Raw genomic sequence first — 20,059 nt, forward strand, 5'->3', positions numbered from 1 at the left:
TCTGTTGTTGCTTGGTTGTTTTAATAGAAATGCAAGTAAATTTGCTTATATAGATCAAGGCAAAATAAAAACTCCCAAAATTTTTGGAAGTTTTTATTGTTATTGTTAAAATATTGTTATTTAAATATTTAAGGCTTTCTGATAAGCATTTTCTAAACCGGCGAGGTTTTTTCCACCCGCAGTAGCAAAGCCCGGGTTTCCACCACCGCCACCTTGGATCTCTTTTGCCAGTTCCTTTACAATAGCTCCAGCCTGATAGCTAGAAGCCAGATCGTCAGAAACTCCTACGGTGATCATCGGTTTGTCATCAGCATTGGAAAGTACAATGGTTATCGATGTTGGGATTTCTTTTTTTAGCTGGAAGACAATGTCTTTTACAGAGCCTGCATCCAATGAGGTCTTCTTAACCAATAGCTGCTTATCTCCTTTTTGCTCATAAGCATTCTTCCAGTCTCCGATTTCTCCTTTTGCTTTTTCCTTCTTCAATGCTTCAACCTCAGATTTCAATGAGGCATTTTCTTCAATCAGCTTTTCAATAGATCGTACCACATCTTTTGACTTCAGCAGCTGAGAAAGCTCGGTGATCTGCTGTTCTATATTTTTGAAGTATTCGGCAGATTTATCTCCTGAAATTGCTTCAATTCTTCTGATCCCTGCAGCAGCAGAGTTTTCCGAAGTGATTTTAAAATGACCGATTTCGCTGGTGTTCTTAACATGGGTTCCACCACATAATTCCTTTGAACTTCCAAACTGGATCATTCTTACATTATCTCCGTATTTTTCACCAAACAAAGCCATAGCTCCTTTGTCTATAGCCTCCTGGATCGGAATATTTCTGAATTCCTGCAGAGCAATGCTGTCTTTGATCTTTTGGTTTACCTTTTCTTCGATCAAAGCAAGTTCTTCTTCCGTCATCTTATTGAAATGAGAGAAGTCGAAACGCAAATAATCAGGTCCTACATAAGAACCTTTCTGCTCCACATGAGTTCCCAGAACTTCTCTTAGTGCTTCATGCAGAAGGTGGGTAACCGAGTGATTGGCCTGAGAATTCTTCCTTTCCGTAGCATTTACTTTAGCATAGAAAACAGCTCCTGCATCTTCTGGAAGACCATTGATCAATGAAATGATCAATCCGTTTTCCTTTTTCGTTTCCAATACTTCAAAGCTTTCCGCAGCATTTTCCAGGACTCCTTTATCACCAACCTGTCCACCTCCTTCAGGGTAGAAAGGAGAGTTGCTAAGAACTACCTGATAGAATTCCCCGTCTTTATTTTCTACCTTTCTGTATCGGGTAATATAGGTTTCAGCTTCAAGCTGGTCATATCCTACAAAAGTTTCCGGCTTTTCTTCCAGAACCACCCAGTCATATACTTTAGAAGCAGAGTCTTTCTTAGAACGCTGTTTTTGTTTCTCCATTTCTGCCTGGAAACCCACCTCATCGATGGTCAATCCCTTTTCTTCCGCAATAATTCTTGTCAGATCATCCGGGAAACCATAAGTATCATACAGTTCAAAAACTTCTACAGAAGGCAGCACCTTCGAACCATCCGAAATGGTTTGCTGAATCAGTCTTTCAACGCGTACAAGACCGCTTTCAATAGTTTTTAAAAATGATTCTTCTTCGCTTTTGATAACCTCTGTAACAAGATTCCCCTGCTTTTCAAGCTCGGGGAAGAATGGTCCCATCTGATCTTTAAGAACAGCAACCAATTCGAAAAGGAAAGGTTCTTTCATTCCTAAAAAACGGTAAGAGTAAGAAATTGCTCTTCTTAAAATTCTTCTGATCACATACCCGGCTCCTCCGTTAGAAGGAAGCTGTCCGTCTGCAATAGCAAAAGAAACTGCTCTGATATGGTCTACCACCACGCGGATGGCAATATCTTTTTCATCTTCTAAAATTCCTGTGTATTTCTTGCCTGAAAGTTCCTCAACTTTAGCAATAAGTGGCGTGAAAACATCGGTGTCGTAATTCGAAGATTTACCTTGTAACGCCATACAAAGACGCTCAAATCCCATTCCGGTGTCTACATGCTGCTGCGGAAGTTTTTCCAAGCTTTTATCAGCCTTTCTGTTGAATTCCATGAAAACCAGGTTCCAGACCTCAACAACCTGCGGGTGATCATTATTCACCAGTTCAAGTCCGGAAATTTTTGCTTTTTCTTCAGGAGTTCTAAGGTCGATATGAATTTCAGAACAAGGTCCGCAAGGTCCGCTTTCCCCCATTTCCCAGAAATTATCTTTTTTATTTCCGTTAATGATCCTGTCTTCAGAAATATGGGTCTTCCAGAAGTCGTACGCATCCTGGTCCCTTTCCAGATTTTCAGATGCATCTCCCTCAAAAATGGTTACGTATAAATTTTCTTTCGGAATTCCGTATACTCCGGTTAACAATTCCCAGGCAAAAGCAATAGCATCTTTTTTAAAATAATCACCAAAAGACCAGTTCCCCAACATCTCGAACATCGTATGGTGGTAAGTATCTCTACCTACATCATCCAGGTCATTATGTTTTCCGGAAACCCTTAAACACTTTTGTGTGTCGGCAATCCTTGGAGCAGTAGGTGTTTTATAACCTAAGAAAAAATCTTTAAACTGCGTCATTCCTGAGTTGGAAAACATCAGGGTAGGATCGTCTTTCAGCACAATCGGTGCAGAAGGAACGATAAGGTGGTCTTTACTTTTAAAATAATCTAAAAATTTTTGACGTATCTCTTGTGATGTCATAAGTAATGTATTGCTTTGCTTTTTATGATAAGATGCAAATTTAATGTTTTTAGGTGATTTAGTTTCAATTTATTGATACTTTTGGAAACATTTGTGTCGATAATCTGAAACAGTTTTTAGAAGCTGTTTCCCGCTTTCCGTACTCGCTATTTTTCTTTGATAAGAAAAATGAGCTCAGACAAATACTACAATCGGGGCTAGAAAAAAGTACCTTAAAATAATTATACCAAAAACTAAGGAATTGTATGCTCTCTGCGGAACGGGAATTTTAGGCAGTATATTTTTTTGTGCTTTTCCGCTTAACTTACTATCTTCGTTATGATCTGAAATGATAAAAGCGTAATATGACGAAAAATGAAGTGCTGAAAAGCTGGGTAGAAATGTATTCCGGAGCCCTTTTAAAGAGAGCAATGTATCTTCTTTCAGATAAGGATGATGCTAGAGATATCGTTCAGGAAGTTTTTCTTTCAGCATTGTCATCTTATGATTCTTTTGAGGGAAAAAGCCAGCCTCTTACCTGGCTGATGACGATTCTCAACCGGAAAGTTGCCGATTTCTACCGTGGAAAGTACAAGTCTGAACCTCAGATCAGGCTGGATCATTTTTTTGATGAAACAGGATCCTGGAAAAATAGCCAGGTTCTGAATGACTGGGATATTTCTAATAAAGAACCTGAGCTTCTGGATGACCAGCAATTCAATAAAACTTTAGAAGATTGTATTGAAGAATTGCCCGTCCGATGGAAGATTCCTGTGAAAATGTACTACCTCCAGGAAAAAAAAGCTCCGGATGTGAGTCAGGAATTGGATATTTCCACGACTAATCTATGGAAGATTTTACAAAGAAGCAGAATGCAGTTGCGGGAGTGCCTGGATTTTAATTGGTTTGCAAAATCATAAATGTTGAACATGTTGAAAAAATTGATTCATTTGATATTTCTTCCATGCAGTGTAGCCACACTCCTTATGGAAAAGAAAAATGCAGGGTCTATTTCTCCGGAAGAAGACCGTAAGCTTACTATGCATCTGAAAATTTGCAAATGGTGCAGGGCTTATCAGAAAAAGCTCGCTATCCTTGATGAAATCATGAAGAAAACTTTTATAAAAAAGGAAAGTGATGAAATAAATGATTCTGATATTCAAGGTTTTAAAGATGATATGATTAAAAAGATAGATTTTTGATAAAAATTCTGTCAGGATTTTGAAGCCGTTCCGACTATACTTCTGAAAATAATAAAAGTAGTCATTCAAAATCTTAAAAAAATGAACGGAACAGCACAACTTACTAAAGAATCTATAACGTATAAGCTGGGATATTACATCTCATTATACGGAGCGGCACTTATCTTACTCTGGATTGGAATTTTCAAATTTACTCCAACCGAAGCACAAGGAATAAAAAGCCTGGTTGAAAACCATTTTCTCACCTTTTTCGTATATAATATAGCAAGCGTCCAAACGGTGTCAAATGCTATCGGAACGATAGAAATTATCATTGCACTATTGCTGATATTTAGTCCGAAATTTGTAGCTCTGAAGAAGTATGCGGGAATCGGAATGACAGTGACTTTCCTTGTTACTTTAAGCTATTTATTTACAACTCCGGGAATCTGGAAAATAGTGGATGGAGTTCCGGTAACAGATTTCTTTATTCTTAAAGATCTCATGCTTTTAGGATTTGGATTGATGATATATCAAAAAAAATAATAATGAATAAAAAGATAAAAATGAAAAGTATATTAATATTACTGGCAGTTGTTTTAGGTATTGCCGTATTTGCAAGAAGCTGTGGCGATTCAAAGAAATCGTCAGAAATAAAAAAAGAAAATGAGACCATTATGGACAGTAAAAATGTAAAAGAAGTTTATTTTGCAGGCGGATGTTTTTGGGGAACAGAGCACTTTTTCCAACAGATTCGCGGGGTTGTGGGAACTGAAGTAGGATACGCTAACGGAAACAAGACAAATCCTACCTATGAAGAAGTTGTAAGCCATACAACCGGCTTTGCAGAAACCGTAAAAGTGAAATATGATCCTGATCAGGTTGATTTGAAATTATTGATCGATCTGTATTTCAAAACCATTGATCCTACAAGTCTGAATCAACAGGGAAATGATAGGGGAGACCAGTACAGAACCGGAATTTACTCTACAGATAAGGCTACAGAAGCCATTGTGAAAGAAGAAGTACAAAAGCTGGCTAAAAATTACAGTAAGCCTGTGGTGGTAGAAACTATTCCACTGAAAAATTTCTACAGGGCGGAAGATTATCATCAGGATTATCTGGATAAAAATCCTGGAGGATACTGCCACATCGAACCGGGACTTTTTGAAATGGCTAAAAATGCCAATCCGCTTCCAAAAGCTAAGTACCAGAAACAGGATAAAAAGGTTTTAAAAGAAAAACTTACGGCTGAACAATACCGTGTAACGCAGGAAAATGCTACAGAAATGCCTTACCAGAATGAGTATGATAAAGAGTTTCGTGAAGGAATCTATGTAGATATTACAACAGGGGAGCCATTATTTGTGTCAACAGATAAATTCGAATCCGGTTGTGGATGGCCAAGTTTTTCCAAACCGATTACTAAAAATGTTATCGATGAAAAATTAGACAGGTCTGCGGGAATGACCAGAGTGGAAGTTCGTAGTAAGACTGGTGACGCTCATTTGGGACACGTCTTTACAGATGGCCCTAAAGATAAAGGAGGTTTACGTTACTGTATCAATAGTGCCTCTCTAAAGTTTATACCGAAGGCTGAAATGGAGAAGAAAGGATATGCTGAGTATCTTCCATTACTCGAGAAAAAATAATGTGTAAAGGTTGCTGAAAAGCAACCTTTTTTTATGAATATTTACTTTTTCTCCAGGCTTGATCTTAGCAGGTAATCCAATATCAATAACATTGAGATTGATCTCCTCAAACTTCCGGCTCCCATAATACCAAAACAATAATGGAATAAGTACAGCATTAATAAGTCACGGAAAGTAGTATATCTTTTTCATTATTGTCTTTTATTAAATTGAACGGTATCTTTAATGCTAAACATGGAGATATTTAAAAATAGTAAAAATCCAAAAATGATGTAAAATGAAGGCTTGGGTAATTGTGAAATTGAAGTTTCAAATTCGGAAAATTGTTGTGACGGATTGTTCTTCAAAGCGCTTTGCATTATTAATCCCGTCCCACATCTAAAAATATGGTCATCATCAATTTTTGTTATATTATGATCAATGTATTGATGAGGAACAAAAAAATGTCCTGTTTTGTTAAGGTCTAAGCAGTATGATAATTGTCCGCTGGATTCTATATCATTTAATAAAGATATAATGTCATCATATGTATTTTCGTCATTTAAAATAAATTCTATTCCAGATTCCTTGCGGTTTTCTTTTTGAAGCTGTTTAATGTCAGATATATAACGTTTGGAATTATCTCTTGCTGAATTAGGTTCTACTATAATTTTTTTATAATTCCAGTTTCGTACGGATTCGAAAGTTGCAGATTCATTTACTTTTTCTCCAGGCCTGATCTTAGCAGGTAATCCAATATCAATAACATTGAGATTGATCTCCTCAAACTTCCGGCTCCCATAATACCAAAACAATAATGGAATAATAACAGCGCTTATAAGCCCAGGGAAATAATATATTTTTTTCAAGCCTCGCATTTTTATAAAATTAAAAAAATATTCTGTACAAATAAAAAAAGTGATCCTCAATGAATCACTTTTTAATATTTTAATTTTCAAATCTTTTAATCATTCCATTAAAGAGACTACCAATCCCTTTTTCTCAAGATCCAGTATGATCCGAAGATAAAAAGTCCACTCCAAACAATACATGCGATTAAACTTTCTGTAGGGTAGGTGAATTCATATTTCAATCCCATCATTTTAGCCATATTTAATCTCAGCATAGGATTGGGAATCAGGTTAGACATGCTTTCCAAAGGAAGAAGATGGGTGATGAAGAAATCTTCTTTCATAATCTTGATTCTCTCCAGTTCCTGTGTTCCACGGACTTTTTGGAATACTTCGATGGCGGTTAAGATTCCTTCACCGATCCAATACACAAAGAATCCTAGAAATACAAACATGGATTTTCTGAGGAGTACCGAAAGAAACATTAAAAAACAGAAGAAAGTAAAAAGTTTTACAAAATAATTTCCGATAAAGAACATTTCTTTGAAGACCGATGCGGAGTCTGTTACCTTGGAGTAATTATATCCTAAGAAAAGGGTAATGACAAATACAATAAGGGTAGATACAACAGAAAAAATAGTTATCGTCAGTAGCTTAGATCCGATGAATTCTTTTCTGCTCAACCCATCAATGGTATTCTGCTTAAACATTCTGTTGCTGAACTCCTGTGAGATCGAAAAAACAATAATCAATCCAAGAAATATCTTTAGCAAGGCTACAATCCAGGTAGTGAAGTTCCAGATTTCCGGAAAATTATAAATCCCCTGTTCCTTTAGATTAATTGTTGCACCAAAGACATCCAGATCGACCAATCCGATGAAAAGAAGCGCCACTAAAATAGCAAAATACAATATGGTGAAAATTCTGAATGGTCTGTAATTCAGATTTTTGTGGTATTCGAGTTTTAATAATTTAAGCATTGGTATTCGTGTTTTTTACAAGTTCAAGGAATTGAGTTTCAAGCGATAATTTTTTCTTAGACAAGTGGGATAAGAAAATACCTTTTTCTGCCAGCTTCTGATTGAGTGCCGAAGCAGAAATGGAAGCGTCTTCACGAATCTGAGCTTTAATGATATCATTTTCGGTGTTTATAGAGCTGAACCATTGCAGTTCTTCAAGCGCATTTAAAAGTGCAGTATTGTTATCTGCCTTTAATTCAAAAAAACCTTTGTTGCTTGTAATTTCATCAACCCGCCCGCTGTAAATGGAATTCCCCTCCTTTAAAACAATAACATGGCTGCATATTTTTTCAATTTCGTCCAGAAGATGGCTGGCAATAATGATCGTAATTCCTTGTTTGGCAATATTGGAAATGATTTCCCTGATCTGGATAATGCCTTCAGGATCCAGTCCGTTTGTAGGTTCGTCCAGTATCATGACCTCAGGATTGTTCAGCATAGCGGAGGCGATCGCCAGTCGCTGTTTCATTCCAAGTGAGAACGTTTTAAATGGGTCTTTCTTCCTGTCCAGAAGATTTACAGTCTTCAGAACTTCATCAATACGCTGGTAGGAAGCTCCTTTAATTTCGGCAACAATCTTTAAGTTGGTTTCGGCGCTCAGATATGGATAGAAGTTCGGTTGCTCAATAATAGCCCCGATTTTTTTTAAAGTATCGGAATCTGTGCCCTTTTTTCCGAACCAGTACCAGTCGCCACTGGTGGGATTTATGGTGGAAAGCAACATTCCGAATGTAGTGGATTTCCCACTTCCATTAGGGCCAAGAAGTCCGTAAACGTTCCCTTTTTCTACATCAAAAGAGATATTGTTTACAACGGTTCGTTTGAATTTTTTTGTTAAATTCTTTACTGACAAAACTTTTTCCATGTAATTTGTTTTACATAGTAGTAGTCTTTGTTTTTAACAGAATGTTACAATATTTACTTAAATTGTCTGATCTTGTATGAGATTAAAATATTAAATTTGGTAGTATAATTCGTGAATATGAAGTTAATTGAGCTTGCAAAAGAATTAAATATTTCCGTAGAGGCAATCAAGCAATTTATCCAGGATTTTGACCTGGAACTTGGAGTATGTATGAGTACCAATTTTGAGATCAAAGATGATTTTGAAAAGTTTGCCCGCGAGAATGTAGATTTTTTAAGGACCTACGAAAAAGATCTTGATCAGAATAAAACCCTTGAGCAAATTGCAGAGACGATCAATCAGCCTAAAGAAAAGATAGAAAAAGCAATTCAGGACAGCACTCCTAATATTTTTGATAACGGAATATTCCGTTCTTCAATTTCCAGTTACGGAATAGATAATAAGCTGGGTGGAAATTATCAGTTTGTTTATAACTATTTTGGACATAAGACCAGTCTTCAACACCGGGATTTCATAGGTTACCGGGATTTGTTCTTTTATATTTCCAGTGTCTTGGAGCCTTTTTTAAATAAGCAACAGATAAAAGACTGGGGGATCAATAAACCAGCGGGGATCATTCTTTACGGACCTCCGGGAAGTGGTAAGATTTTCTGGGCCAACAAAATTGCAGAGATCATCAATTATCAGTTTAAGGAAGTTAAAAAACATTATCTGGGAACATCATTAATCGATGGGAATAAAACAAATTTTAATGATTTTCTCATAAAGATGATGACGGAGGATAAGGTGCTTCTTTTTATGGATGATTTTGATGAAATCATGATGGAAAGAAGTGCAGAGAACAATGTGGCATCCTGCAATCTTGAAACGCAGGAGATCATTCTTCATTACATCGGAAAATTTGCAAAAGAATACGTAGTGATGGTGGGATCTGCCAAGTCCGTATCGGAGATTGATGAGGAGATTCTGGCGCCGGGAAGATTCGATGTAATGATTCCTGTTTTTCCTCCTAATGTTGCAGAGCGTTCGGAAATTATCCTGTACGGAATGACGAAAGGGCTGGAAAGCGATTCTTTGCTCTATAAGATCCTTAAAAATAACAAAGCAGATAAAGTACCTTTCTGGAATGGAAGTGCATCCAAAATGAAGGCTTTCAGCAATACCATGCTCATGGATTTTACACAAAGTCTGAAGAAGAGGATAAAAAATCTTTACCAGCGAACAAAAAATGAAAAACTTGTAATTGACGATGTCCTTTTAAATGGAGCCCTGAGAGATGCAGCAGGCAAACTTACAGAAGAATACCTGCAACAGGTCGAACAATTTTTAAATGACGCAATTATCAATAATTTTGATGATTTTCAATACAGGATTAAATCCTTACGAACCGAACTCGAAACCTATAAAGTGGTAGAAGAACCTGCGCGGGCAATAGGTTTTCATCACAATGGTGAAGAGGAGGGAGGAAAAGACAAAGGCTAATTACTCATCACCGATGAACAGCATCTGGGAACTCGAAACCTTTTACCGGAGAAGGGATGTTATTATTATTATTATTATTATTATTATTATTATTATTATTGGAGCAGGGTTTACCGGGCTTTGGACAGCTATATCCATTAAAGAAAAATATCCTGACCTATCTGTTTTAATTATTGAAAGAAATCCGATTCCGCTGGGCGCTTCAACAAGAAATGCCGGCTTTGCCTGCTTTGGGAGCCTGACGGAAATTATTGCCGATCAGGGAAAAATGGGATGGGACAAGACCTTGGAATTGATTAAGATGAGGTTTGAAGGGCTTCTGAAAATTCAGAAGTATTTTAAGAATTCAGAAATTGATTTTGATTTGAGTAGGGGCTTTGAAATCCTGAATAATGAATCACCTTTAGAAAATATGGAAGAAGTGAATGAAAAAATGAAGCTCATAACAGGAATTTCAGCCACTTATTCTTTACAACAAGATAAAATCAAAGCATTTGGGTTGGGAAAATCGGACTTTCTGATTGAAAATCCATGTGAAGGGAGTCTCCATTCAGGAAAGCTCTTACAAAAGCTTCTTGAGAAATGTCAGGACCTGAAAGTTGAATTCCTTTTTGGAACACCGGTTACGGATGTAATTGAGGAAAACACCGGAATGGAAGTCAGGTTGTCTGAAGATTTGTCTGTTCATGCAGAGCAGGTTATTTACTGTACCAATGCTTTTAGCTCCCAATTTTTAGAAAATGAAGAAATCATTCCTGCCAGAGGTCAGATTTTAGTTACGGAACCCGTTCAAAATTTAAAATTAAAAGGAACTTTCCATTACGACGAGGGATTTTATTATTTCAGAAATGTAGGAAACAGGGTGCTGTTGGGAGGCGGGAGAAACCAGGATTTTAAGACTGAAGAAACCCGTGATTTTCAGACTACTGAATTTTTACAGAATCATCTGGAAAATTTTTTGAAAGAGGTAATTCTGCCTGATCATGATTTTAAAATTGACCTTCGATGGTCGGGGATCATGGCAATGGGTTCAGAAAAAACTCCCATTGTAAAACAGGTATCGGAAAGACAGTTTTGTGCTGTAAGACTCTCCGGGATGGGCGTTGCACTGGCCCCAAAAATTGGAGAGATCGTTGCGGATAAGATCAATTAAATGTGTTATGAAATATAGATATACGAATCTTTTTGCTGTATTAACGGTTCCTCTTATTTTTTTGTCAGTTTTCTTTGCAGGAGCGGGTCATGGAAATTATGCGCTGATCACAGTTATTTTTCCACTTTGCTTTTTAGGAATTATATTACCGGATAATATATCCATGTATTTTCTGGTATTTGGTATACTTCAATTTGCCATCTATGGAAATATTATTGATAGGTTTGGAGGTAAGAAGAGTTTGCCATTTATATTAGCAGCACATTTTTTATTTATAATTATTGGCTTTATGGCTACAAATAATAGCTTATTCTGATTAATATATATTTCCATTGAGTCAAAAAATATTATTGATCTTGTTCAACATTAACTCAGGAAAAAATGATTGCTGATCAGCTATCGCTCTTTGCTCAAAATTTTATCCTTATTTTTGCAAAAAATAAAATTTCGTGATTAACAACGACCATATAAAAGATGTTCAATCCAGAATTGAAGATCTCCATAAATATCTTCAGATTGAAAAGAAGAAAATAGAAATTTCTAATGACGACGAGAAAACGGCTGCTCCTGAATTTTGGGATCATCCGAAAGAGGCGGAGGCATTCTTAAAGCAGCTTCGTTCTAAAAAAAGATGGGTGGAAGATTACCAGGAAATTGCTACTCAGTTTGAGGATTTGCAGGTTTTAATGGAATTTGCCAAAGAAGATCCTGATTCTGAAAAAGAGCTGGATGAGACATTTCCAAAACTAGTAGAAAAAATAGAAGACCTTGAATTTAAAAATATGCTTTCCAACGAAGGAGATGAGCTTTCAGCCGTTATACAGATCACGGCAGGGGCTGGAGGTACGGAAAGTTGTGACTGGGCTGCAATGCTGATGAGAATGTACACAATGTGGGCAGAAAAGCAAGGATATAAAATTCGGGAGCTGAATTATCAGGAAGGAGACGTTGCCGGTGTAAAAACGGTGACCCTGGAAATGGATGGAGAATACGCTTTCGGGTACCTTAAAGGAGAGAATGGTGTTCACAGGCTCGTAAGAATTTCACCTTTTGACAGTAATGCCAAAAGACATACAAGCTTTGTTTCCGTGTATGTTTATCCATTGGTAGATGATACTATTGAAATTAATATAAACCCTGCGGACATTTCATTTGAAACCATGCGAAGTTCAGGAGCCGGAGGACAGAACGTTAACAAGGTGGAAACAGCGGTGCGTCTCCGTCACGCGCCTACCGGGATCATTATCGAAAACTCGGAATCAAGATCGCAGCTGCAGAATAAGGAAAAGGCAATGCAATTGCTTCGTTCCAGATTATATGAAATGGAGCTTGAAGAAAGAATGAAAGCCCGAAACGAGATTGAATCCAATAAGATGAAAATCGAGTGGGGAAGTCAGATAAGGAACTATGTGATGCATCCTTACAAACTGGTAAAAGATGTACGTTCTGGTTATGAGACTTCAGACGTAGATTCGGTAATGAACGGAAATCTTACGCCATTCCTGAAAGCTTTTCTCATGGCCGATGGAACCGCGGTTTCTGACGATGATTTAGACCTGTAAAAATTATTCTGGTTTTTTAGTTAAAATCTTATAATTAATTTCTTAATCAGACTTTTTAGACTTATTTTTGTTACTTATCAATATGTATGGAAGATTTCAATAGCTGGAAAGATTTATTAAACCCGGAGTTTTATATTAAAATGGGAGGGTTTTGGCTGATTCTGTTTATTATTTTTGCTGAAACTGGTCTTTTTGTAGGATTTTTTTTACCAGGAGACTCTTTATTGTTTGTTTCAGGAATTTATGCTGTTGAAATTATCAAAGAGACATTTGGCTCTACAGGGAGCGATCTTCTTGATACTACCATCCTTGCCACTGCTGTAGCATTTGCTGCTGTTGTAGGTAATGAAGTGGGATATTACTTTGGGGTGAAGGCAGGTCCTGCACTTTATAAAAAACAAGATACCTTTTTGTTTAAGAAAAAATACCTGTACCAGGCTCATGATTTTTTTGAAAAGCATGGAGCTTTAGCCGTTATCATGGCAAGATTTTTACCTGTAGTAAGAACGTTTACTCCTATCGTTGCGGGAATTGTGAAAATGGACAAAAAAGAGTTCCTCAGAGACAATATCATCGGAGCAGTGCTATGGTCGTTCATCCTGATCTTTGCGGGTCACTATCTGGATAAATTATTCCAGGAACAATTTGGTATCAATCTTAAAGAAAAGCTCGAACTGATCATTATTGTGATCGTTCTGATCACTACGCTTCCGATCATTATTAAATTTCTTTTTGGTAAGAAAGTGGATCACAGTAAATACGAAGATAATTCACCTAAATAAAGAGATGTGAATTGTAAAATATAATAACCTGCTTTATGCAGGTTATTTTTTTATCCATTCCAGGATATTAGGGTAGATGATACTGTCTCTTTTTCGTTTGCTGAAAAATCTTGGGGCATGTCCTGTATTTTTCATGAAAACCAGTTTACGGGTAATATTCCGGCTTGCTAAAGCCGAATCCAGCGCGAGCCCCTGGCTTTTATTAACCAGAAAATCCTGATTTCCCTGAAAGATCAGCGTAGGGACATTTGTAATATTGGCAATCGGGCTTGCTATTTTAAATTCCTCAGACAGGTTGTGACGGTTAAATCTGGTTCCTACCACCTTTTGTAAAGTAGGTGAGGTATATTTCGAGTAAAATGAGTGTAAAAATTCCGGAGAATAAAAATCAGTAGGACCGCTTAAAGAAATGATCTTTTTGATCTGATCCGGATGCTGGTAACCATAAAGTAAAGCCAAATGTCCACCCGCACTTTCTCCCAGGATAATATAGTTATCAGGTTGGAGTTCCGCTTTCCCCGCTAAAGAATTAAATTTTTCAATTACCGAGCTGATATCCTCCAACTGCTCCCTGTAAGTAATTTTTTTAGATTTTGAAACGAGCCTGTAATTGATATTGATGCTGGGAATATTATTTTTAAAAAGCATTTTTTGGATCTGGATCATATGTTCTTTTCTGCCATACTTCCAGGCCCCTCCATGTACAATAAGAACAACAGGGGATTCTTTAGCATATTCGGACGGAAGGAAAATATCCATCTTCTGTCTTTTATGCTCACCGTATTTTAAATTGTAAATTTTCTGCTGATTGTTATTCCCCACCCAAACTCTGAATCTTGAATTACATGAATTTAATAAAAAGCCGATACATCCTAAAATAAAAAAATGATATCTGAGTATGAGCTTTTTCATAAATCAAATGTAAGAAAAATATGATGATTCTGGGTTAAGGCAGGGCTGTTTTCAAGATCCGGTGCTATCATGTTTATTGGATGCTTCTAAATTTTCAGCGTACTTGTATAATGAATTGTTGTATCGGGGTAAATGCCGGGATAAAGCTTTTAACGCTAGGGACAATGCCTCTTTACTCTCTCCGGCTGAGTACAATGAAAGTGCAAGAAAAGAATCCACTGCATCATCAAGCTCATCAGACTCATTTATTTTTTCTTCTCTGAGGATCCGAATGCTCTCATCGATTTTTCCATTGTTTCTCAGTGTACTTGCAAGCTGAATTCTGGCCCTTCTTCTGCGCAAACCCGATAAGCCATGGTGTAAGGCTGAACGATACAATGGTTCAGCTTCTTTTTCATTTCCTGTTGAATCAAATGCACAAGCCATTTCAAAATCAGCAATTGCTTTTTTATCCGTTAGATGCTGAACATGATCTTTGATCCGCTGGATAAAATCTTCATTGCTTATTTTCCCTAATTGCTGCCAGATGGATTGCAGTTGTTTTTCCCAGATTTCAGTTTCGTCCATATTGTTAAGGATTTTATACCCTGGCAAATATGAGAAGAATTGTGAGGTTTATTATTAAGTTCAATAAAAAAAATAGATGATACGATCACAAGGCTTCTTATGATTTATGAATTTTTTCTTTGTTAAATTGATTTTAAAAGAAAATGAGATATAGAATTAAATAGTTATTTTTGTTGTTAAATAATAAATTACATATGGCTTCCGGTTTTTTTGCAATTTTAGATGATCTCGCTGCTCTTATGGATGATGTGGCTGTAACCAGTAAGATAGCAACTCAGAAAACTGCAGGGATTTTGGGAGATGACCTGGCGGTAAATGCCGAAAAGGCTACAGGTTTCATTTCATCACGGGAGATACCTGTGTTATGGGCAATTACCAAAGGTTCTTTTATTAATAAGCTAATTATTCTGCCGATCGCGTTTTTACTACACTGGCTGTATAAGCCTGCAATAGAAATCATTCTTATTTTAGGAGGTTTTTACCTTGCATTCGAGGGAGTTGAAAAAATCATTGAGTTTTTATTTCATCGGGATAAAAAAGGACATGAAGTCATAGAAGAAAGCACAAAAAATGAAGATGATGAAAATTCAGAAAAATCGAAAATTAAATCAGCAATTACCACAGATTTTATTCTTTCAATCGAAATTGTAATTATCGCTCTTGGAACTGTTCTTGAAGAACAACATCCTCTACTGACACAAATCATTACGGTAAGTTTGGTTTCTTTCCTGGCAACCATAGGAGTGTATGGTATTGTGGCTTTAATTGTAAGGATGGATGATGCCGGCTTTAAGCTGATCAGAAAGAGTAATGATAAAGGCTTTTTCTCCAAACTGGGGCATTTACTGGTGAAAGCATTACCTATTATTATTAAAATGCTGGCAATCGTGGGAACAATAGCCCTCATTTTGGTTTCCGGAGGAATTTTTGTTCATAATATAGCGTATCTTCATCATTTTCTCCCTGACTGGCCATCAGTACTTAAAGAGTTTACGTTTGGAATGATAGGGGGCTTACTTGCCGTGGCACTTTTTACATTAGGCAAAAAAATATATACTCTGGCAACCCGTAAATAGATGTATGCAGGTTCTCTTTTAAAAATAGACAGCAAGACGATTGACTTATCATTCTTGTTTACGCTGTATCATGTTTACGGCTCATGAGGAATCTGTCCATTGATATATTGAAAATTGTCCTTGCATTTTTTGTTGTCTTCCTGCACATGCATTTATTTCAGGATACCCGTCCTGTACTTGGTTTCGTACTTGTTAACGGGGTTTTCAGAATGGCGGTGCCCACATTTTTAATCATTACGGGATATTATTTTTATTACGTAGACAATACACAAAAGCTTAAAAAGTGGCTGGTAAGGACATTTTTGCTTTACCTGATCTGGTCGCTGGTTTATATTCCCTTCTGGAAAAAAGAAGATATATTCATAAACATTCTATTTGGATATCATCACTTATGGTATTTGATAGGAACTTTTTTTTCAGCGATTATTTTATTTTTAATCAGGAAGAAACCGGTAAGGTTTATGCTAGCGCTTATTGTTTTATTATTCAGTATAGGCTACGCGTTACAGACGATAGGAAATCTCCATTATTTTGGGGGGCAAAAAGATAAATTAATCAATCTTTATCCGTCTTACAGGAACTTTCTCCTGGTATGCTTTCCTTTTTTAACAATAGGATATCTGATCAATAAGCTTAACCTTGATATGAGATACAGGCCTTCACTGATCACAGTTATTGCTTTGACCGGGCTTGTGATTTCAGAGTCTTTTTACAATTTTATCATGATCAGTTCTACAGAAAATATTGACCTGTTGTTTTCTTTATTATTAGCCTGCCCGCTGGTATTTATCTACTGCAAAAATGTGTCTGTAATGATAGATACTAAAATTCTTGCCAGCTTATCCACTGCAATCTATGTGATACATCCTCTGATTATGAAATGGACACTTGGTTTATATTATCCGTTCGAAATGTTGATTTTCGTGATAACATTACTGACTGCCAGTTTTATTCTTGTATTGGCTAACCGCAAACTGAAATATCTTTTGTAATGGCTTAAAAAGTTTGATCATCTATGGTCTTAGGTGAGAAAATATAAATTCCGGAACATTAAAACAGAACGCCAATAAAAAAAGAGACCTTGCAGGCCTCTTTTTATATTTTAGTTGAAAAGATCTTTTACTTTATCAAAGAATGTCTTCTCCTTTCCGGATGGTTCTGCAACCATTTCTCCGCTGGACATCTGTTTTTCAAAGAAATCTTTCTGATCTTTCGTTAATTTTTGTGGAGTCCATACATTAATGTGTATAAACATATCTCCTTTTCCATAACTGTCAATGCTAGGAAGGCCTTTTCCGGCCAGTCTCAGGATTTTTCCTGATTGCGTACCGGGATCTACAGTGATTTTTACCTTTCCACCTACCGTAGGAACTTCTTTTTTGGTTCCTAATGCAGCTTCTGCAAATGAAATATATAACTCCTGATGAAGATTGTCTCCTTCTCTTTTGATTGTTTTATCTACTTCTTCCTCTACGATAACAAGCAGATCTCCCGGAACTCCTCCGAAAGGAGCGTCGTTACCTTTTCCTCTTACATTAAGCTGGATTCCGTCTCTTGCTCCTGCAGGAATATTGATGGTAATTTCCTCCTCATCTTTTATAAGTCCCTGTGCATTTGCACCTGCCGGGATTTTATCGGCAACTTTTCCGATACCCTGACAAGTTCCGCATGTAGCCTGTGTCTGCATTTGTCCGAACATGGTGTTCATTACTTTCACCTGAACTCCGGAACCATTACAGGTAGGACACGTTTTAGAAGTGGCACCTTCTGCCATCTTCATTTTTTTTACTTTAAGAGTCTTTTGGGTACCGTTTACCATTTCCTCAAGATTCAGCTTGATGCGGATTCTTAAATTAGAACCTTTTACCTGCTGACGTCCGCCACCACCGAATCCGCCGCCGCCAAAATGACCACCGAAAATATCTCCAAACTGGCTGAAAATATCCTCCATATTCATTCCGCCGCCAAATCCACCGCCGAATCCGCCGTTTCCACCTACACCTGCATGACCGAACTGATCGTATCTTGCACGTTTCTGATCGTCGCTCAATACTTCATAAGCTTCGGCAGCTTCTTTAAATTTTTCTTCAGCCTCTTTATCTCCCGGATTTTTATCAGGGTGATATTTGATGGCCATTTTACGGTATGATTTTTTTATTTCTTCGGTTGAAGCAGATTTGCTTATCTCAAGAACCTCGTAATAATCTCTTTTTGACATGACAATTGTATAATTGATTTCAGATAAATGACAAAAGATGTGTAGAGCATATATGGGGTTTTATCACCTGATATTGCTCACCATTTATCACTTATTAATATTAGTTTCCTGTTACTACTTTAGCAAAACGGATTACCTTATCTCCTAAAGTATATCCTGTTTCGATTACATCTACGATTTTACCTTTTAAATCATCAGATGGAGCAGGAATCTGAGTAATTGCCTCGTGAAGGTCCACATTAAAAGAATCTCCGGCTTTTACTTCCATTGATTTCAACCCCTTCTCTGTAAGTTTATTTTTGAATTTCTGATAGATAAGTTCTACACCCTGCAGATCCGCCGGATTTCCGTTTTTAGCGATTTCTTTTAATGCTCTTTCAAAATCATCCAGTACTCCAAGCATAGAAACCATCATGTCCTGATTAGCATATTGGAAGAACTCCATCTTTTCTTTGGAAGTTCTCTTTTTATAATTTTCGAACTCAGCATAAAGACGAATATAACGGTCTTTCTCTTCTGCCAAAAGTTCTTCCGCAGTCGGAGTATTTGTCACATTTTGTTCAGAAGCATTTTCGTTCTGAATGTTGTCTTCTTGTTGCTTATTGATGTTTTCTTCGTTGATATCCTGATTTTCCATATTCAATAACTATTTTAAAGAGTTGTTTGTCAAAGATTCTGCCAAATAGCAAATATGGACATTAAGGCAGAAAAATTATTCTCCGGAAAATGTTTGATACAACAAATAAAGATTCAGGACAATGATAATGGCTGAGATAACCCAGACACAGATTTTCATGAAAGGCTTATTGACGAAATCGCCCATTTTGGCTTTGTCATTAGTAAACATTACGAGTGGAACTACAGCAAAGCTCAGCTGCATGGATAAGATAACCTGGCTTAAAACCAGAAGGTCTGTTGTCCCTTTTTCTCCGTACAGAATCGCAACAATTAAAGCAGGAATAACCGCGATAAGTCTGGTTATCAATCTTCTTAACCAGGGTTTTAATCTGATATTCAGAAAACCTTCCATTACAATTTGTCCGGCCAGTGTCCCTGTTAATGTAGAATTCTGACCTGAGGCGAGCAAAGCGATCGCAAATGCTATACTTGCCATAGAAGCACCCAGGATTGGGGTCAGCATTTTATAAGCATCATGGATATCTGCAACATGTTTATTTCCTGTGATATGGAAGGTAGCTGCTGCCAGTATTAAAATTGCTCCGTTGATGAAAAAAGCAAGCATTAAGGAGATCGTACTATCTAAAGTGGCAAATTTTATAGCTTCTTTTTTACCTGCGTTATCCCGTGTATAATCCCTCGTCTGTACAATACTGCTGTGTAAATAGAGATTGTGGGGCATTACCGTAGCTCCCAGGATTCCTATTGCAATATAGAGCATAGCAGGATTCTGAATAATTTCTTTTTGCGGAACAAGACCTCCCAATATTTCATTAACGGCCGGTTTTGAAATAACGATTTCATAAATGAAACATGCGAGAATAATAAAAATAAGTCCTCCTACAATACTTTCGATCCATCTGAATCCTTTAGCCTGGAGCAAAAGGATAAGTAAAACATCTATTGTGGTTATTACGATTCCCCAGGTAAGGGGAATATGAAAAAGCAGGTTGAGTGCGATCGCAGATCCTATAACTTCTGCGAGATCACAGGCGGCAATGGCAATCTCACACAGGATCCACAAGATAAAATTGGTAGTCGGGCTAAAGTGGTCCCTGCAGGCTTGTGCAAGGTCTCTCTCTGTCGCTACTCCCAGCTTTACTGATAAATGCTGTAAAACCATTGCGAAAATGTTGGAAATAAGTATAACGGAAAGCAGGGTGTAGCCAAATTGAGCTCCTCCCGCGATATCGGTAGCCCAATTTCCGGGGTCCATGTATCCCACTGCAATCATTAAACCGGGACCTGCAAACGCAAGGTATTTCCTCCAGAAAGAACCGTTTTTAGGTACTTTAATGGATGAGTATACTTCTGGTAATGAGTGGAGTGTTTTATCTTTTCGCCAAGCGCCTTTTGTAAAATTCATAAATGTTAGAAAT

The 20,059-nt window shown here is 37.1% G+C and carries 20 protein-coding genes; 11 read left to right on the forward strand and 9 right to left on the reverse strand.

Annotated elements, in window-relative coordinates; genetic code table 11:
* Positions 1–120: 120 nt before the first annotated feature.
* Positions 121–2,724, reverse strand: a complete 2,604-nt coding sequence (gene alaS / locus AC0INN_RS01105; protein ID WP_273647321.1) for an alanine--tRNA ligase — start codon at positions 2,722–2,724, stop codon at positions 121–123.
* A gap of 344 nt (positions 2,725–3,068) precedes the next feature.
* Between alaS and AC0INN_RS01110 the strand changes: the two genes are divergently transcribed.
* The 4 genes from AC0INN_RS01110 (at position 3,069) to msrB (ending at position 5,536) form a co-directional block, all read left to right on the forward strand.
* Positions 3,069–3,623 carry a sigma-70 family RNA polymerase sigma factor gene (locus AC0INN_RS01110; protein ID WP_273647322.1) on the forward strand — a complete coding sequence of 185 codons (555 nt, stop codon included), beginning with the start codon at positions 3,069–3,071 and terminating at the stop codon, positions 3,621–3,623.
* Between the two features lie 9 nt (positions 3,624–3,632).
* A complete protein-coding gene (locus AC0INN_RS01115) occupies positions 3,633–3,905 on the forward strand; it encodes a hypothetical protein (protein ID WP_172277076.1) in 273 nt (90 codons plus the stop codon).
* A gap of 81 nt (positions 3,906–3,986) precedes the next feature.
* Positions 3,987–4,430: a DUF417 family protein gene (locus tag AC0INN_RS01120; RefSeq protein WP_172277079.1), complete on the forward strand. Its 444-nt coding sequence runs from the start codon at positions 3,987–3,989 to the stop codon at positions 4,428–4,430.
* A 20-nt stretch (positions 4,431–4,450) separates the two neighbouring features.
* Positions 4,451–5,536, forward strand: coding sequence for a peptide-methionine (R)-S-oxide reductase MsrB (msrB, locus tag AC0INN_RS01125; RefSeq protein ID WP_273647323.1), 1,086 nt, complete (start codon positions 4,451–4,453; stop codon positions 5,534–5,536).
* Between the two features lie 191 nt (positions 5,537–5,727).
* Here the strand turns inward: msrB and AC0INN_RS01130 are convergent, their stop codons facing one another.
* Genes AC0INN_RS01130 through AC0INN_RS01140 form a run of 3 tightly spaced genes read right to left on the reverse strand, consistent with a single transcriptional unit; the run spans position 5,728 to position 8,250 of the window.
* On the reverse strand, positions 5,728–6,474 hold the full coding sequence (locus AC0INN_RS01130; protein WP_273647324.1) for a hypothetical protein: 747 nt from the start codon (positions 6,472–6,474) through the stop codon (positions 5,728–5,730).
* Positions 6,475–6,500: 26 nt separating this feature from the next.
* Complete coding sequence (locus AC0INN_RS01135; RefSeq protein WP_273647325.1) at positions 6,501–7,346, reverse strand: ABC transporter permease; 846 nt, start codon at positions 7,344–7,346, stop codon at positions 6,501–6,503.
* On the reverse strand, positions 7,339–8,250 hold the full coding sequence (locus tag AC0INN_RS01140) for an ABC transporter ATP-binding protein (protein ID WP_273647326.1): 912 nt from the start codon (positions 8,248–8,250) through the stop codon (positions 7,339–7,341). Before AC0INN_RS01140 ends, AC0INN_RS01135 begins: the two co-directional genes overlap by 8 nt.
* Before the next feature lie 117 nt (positions 8,251–8,367).
* On the opposite strand from AC0INN_RS01140, the gene AC0INN_RS01145 reads away from it, so the two are divergent.
* The 5 genes from AC0INN_RS01145 (at position 8,368) to AC0INN_RS01165 (ending at position 13,229) form a co-directional block, all read left to right on the forward strand.
* Positions 8,368–9,732: an AAA family ATPase gene (locus tag AC0INN_RS01145; protein WP_306611278.1), complete on the forward strand. Its 1,365-nt coding sequence runs from the start codon at positions 8,368–8,370 to the stop codon at positions 9,730–9,732.
* Entirely contained in the window at positions 9,698–10,885 is a 1,188-nt protein-coding gene (locus tag AC0INN_RS01150) for an NAD(P)/FAD-dependent oxidoreductase (protein ID WP_306611280.1), read from the forward strand. The genes AC0INN_RS01145 and AC0INN_RS01150 overlap by 35 nt, the downstream gene beginning before the upstream one ends.
* Positions 10,886–10,892: 7 nt before the next feature.
* The gene (locus AC0INN_RS01155) at positions 10,893–11,201 is read left to right on the forward strand and encodes a hypothetical protein (protein WP_273647329.1); all 309 of its coding nucleotides are present in this window, start codon (positions 10,893–10,895) and stop codon (positions 11,199–11,201) included.
* A gap of 133 nt (positions 11,202–11,334) precedes the next feature.
* Positions 11,335–12,447, forward strand: coding sequence for a peptide chain release factor 2 (gene prfB / locus AC0INN_RS01160; RefSeq protein WP_172277100.1), 1,113 nt, complete (start codon positions 11,335–11,337; stop codon positions 12,445–12,447).
* 86 nt (positions 12,448–12,533) lie between these two features.
* On the forward strand, positions 12,534–13,229 hold the full coding sequence (locus AC0INN_RS01165; RefSeq protein ID WP_273647330.1) for a DedA family protein: 696 nt from the start codon (positions 12,534–12,536) through the stop codon (positions 13,227–13,229).
* 42 nt (positions 13,230–13,271) lie between these two features.
* Here the strand turns inward: AC0INN_RS01165 and AC0INN_RS01170 are convergent, their stop codons facing one another.
* Positions 13,272–14,141, reverse strand: coding sequence for an alpha/beta hydrolase (locus AC0INN_RS01170; protein WP_306611283.1), 870 nt, complete (start codon positions 14,139–14,141; stop codon positions 13,272–13,274).
* 51 nt (positions 14,142–14,192) lie between these two features.
* A complete protein-coding gene (locus tag AC0INN_RS01175) occupies positions 14,193–14,708 on the reverse strand; it encodes a tetratricopeptide repeat protein (protein WP_273647332.1) in 516 nt (171 codons plus the stop codon).
* Between the two features lie 194 nt (positions 14,709–14,902).
* Between AC0INN_RS01175 and AC0INN_RS01180 the strand changes: the two genes are divergently transcribed.
* Complete coding sequence (locus AC0INN_RS01180) at positions 14,903–15,784, forward strand: DUF808 domain-containing protein (RefSeq protein ID WP_172277112.1); 882 nt, start codon at positions 14,903–14,905, stop codon at positions 15,782–15,784.
* An 83-nt stretch (positions 15,785–15,867) separates the two neighbouring features.
* Entirely contained in the window at positions 15,868–16,776 is a 909-nt protein-coding gene (locus AC0INN_RS01185) for an acyltransferase family protein (RefSeq protein ID WP_273647333.1), read from the forward strand.
* Between the two features lie 110 nt (positions 16,777–16,886).
* Here the strand turns inward: AC0INN_RS01185 and dnaJ are convergent, their stop codons facing one another.
* The 3 genes from dnaJ to AC0INN_RS01200 form a co-directional block, all read right to left on the reverse strand.
* The gene (gene dnaJ, locus AC0INN_RS01190; RefSeq protein ID WP_172277118.1) at positions 16,887–18,002 is read right to left on the reverse strand and encodes a molecular chaperone DnaJ; all 1,116 of its coding nucleotides are present in this window, start codon (positions 18,000–18,002) and stop codon (positions 16,887–16,889) included.
* A 100-nt stretch (positions 18,003–18,102) separates the two neighbouring features.
* Positions 18,103–18,639, reverse strand: coding sequence for a nucleotide exchange factor GrpE (locus AC0INN_RS01195; RefSeq protein WP_172277121.1), 537 nt, complete (start codon positions 18,637–18,639; stop codon positions 18,103–18,105).
* Between the two features lie 75 nt (positions 18,640–18,714).
* On the reverse strand, positions 18,715–20,046 hold the full coding sequence (locus AC0INN_RS01200) for an Nramp family divalent metal transporter (RefSeq protein WP_172277124.1): 1,332 nt from the start codon (positions 20,044–20,046) through the stop codon (positions 18,715–18,717).
* Positions 20,047–20,059: the final 13 nt, after the last annotated feature.

The organism is Chryseobacterium subflavum, assembly GCF_055762745.1.

Bases quoted from the DNA above. Each gene is read 5' to 3' on its own strand.
- alaS (WP_273647321.1), bottom strand. From the start codon at position 2,724: ATGACATCACAAGAGATACGTCAAAAATTTTTAGATTATTTTAAAAGT.
- AC0INN_RS01110 (WP_273647322.1), top strand. From the start codon at position 3,069: ATGACGAAAAATGAAGTGCTGAAAAGCTGGGTAGAAATGTATTCCGGA.
- AC0INN_RS01115 (WP_172277076.1), top strand. From the start codon at position 3,633: ATGTTGAAAAAATTGATTCATTTGATATTTCTTCCATGCAGTGTAGCC.
- AC0INN_RS01120 (WP_172277079.1), top strand. From the start codon at position 3,987: ATGAACGGAACAGCACAACTTACTAAAGAATCTATAACGTATAAGCTG.
- msrB (WP_273647323.1), top strand. From the start codon at position 4,451: ATGAAAAGTATATTAATATTACTGGCAGTTGTTTTAGGTATTGCCGTA.
- AC0INN_RS01135 (WP_273647325.1), bottom strand. From the start codon at position 7,346: ATGCTTAAATTATTAAAACTCGAATACCACAAAAATCTGAATTACAGA.
- AC0INN_RS01140 (WP_273647326.1), bottom strand. From the start codon at position 8,250: ATGGAAAAAGTTTTGTCAGTAAAGAATTTAACAAAAAAATTCAAACGA.
- AC0INN_RS01145 (WP_306611278.1), top strand. From the start codon at position 8,368: ATGAAGTTAATTGAGCTTGCAAAAGAATTAAATATTTCCGTAGAGGCA.
- AC0INN_RS01150 (WP_306611280.1), top strand. From the start codon at position 9,698: ATGGTGAAGAGGAGGGAGGAAAAGACAAAGGCTAATTACTCATCACCG.
- AC0INN_RS01155 (WP_273647329.1), top strand. From the start codon at position 10,893: ATGAAATATAGATATACGAATCTTTTTGCTGTATTAACGGTTCCTCTT.
- AC0INN_RS01165 (WP_273647330.1), top strand. From the start codon at position 12,534: ATGGAAGATTTCAATAGCTGGAAAGATTTATTAAACCCGGAGTTTTAT.
- AC0INN_RS01170 (WP_306611283.1), bottom strand. From the start codon at position 14,141: ATGAAAAAGCTCATACTCAGATATCATTTTTTTATTTTAGGATGTATC.
- AC0INN_RS01175 (WP_273647332.1), bottom strand. From the start codon at position 14,708: ATGGACGAAACTGAAATCTGGGAAAAACAACTGCAATCCATCTGGCAG.
- AC0INN_RS01180 (WP_172277112.1), top strand. From the start codon at position 14,903: ATGGCTTCCGGTTTTTTTGCAATTTTAGATGATCTCGCTGCTCTTATG.
- AC0INN_RS01185 (WP_273647333.1), top strand. From the start codon at position 15,868: ATGAGGAATCTGTCCATTGATATATTGAAAATTGTCCTTGCATTTTTT.
- dnaJ (WP_172277118.1), bottom strand. From the start codon at position 18,002: ATGTCAAAAAGAGATTATTACGAGGTTCTTGAGATAAGCAAATCTGCT.
- AC0INN_RS01195 (WP_172277121.1), bottom strand. From the start codon at position 18,639: ATGGAAAATCAGGATATCAACGAAGAAAACATCAATAAGCAACAAGAA.
- AC0INN_RS01200 (WP_172277124.1), bottom strand. From the start codon at position 20,046: ATGAATTTTACAAAAGGCGCTTGGCGAAAAGATAAAACACTCCACTCA.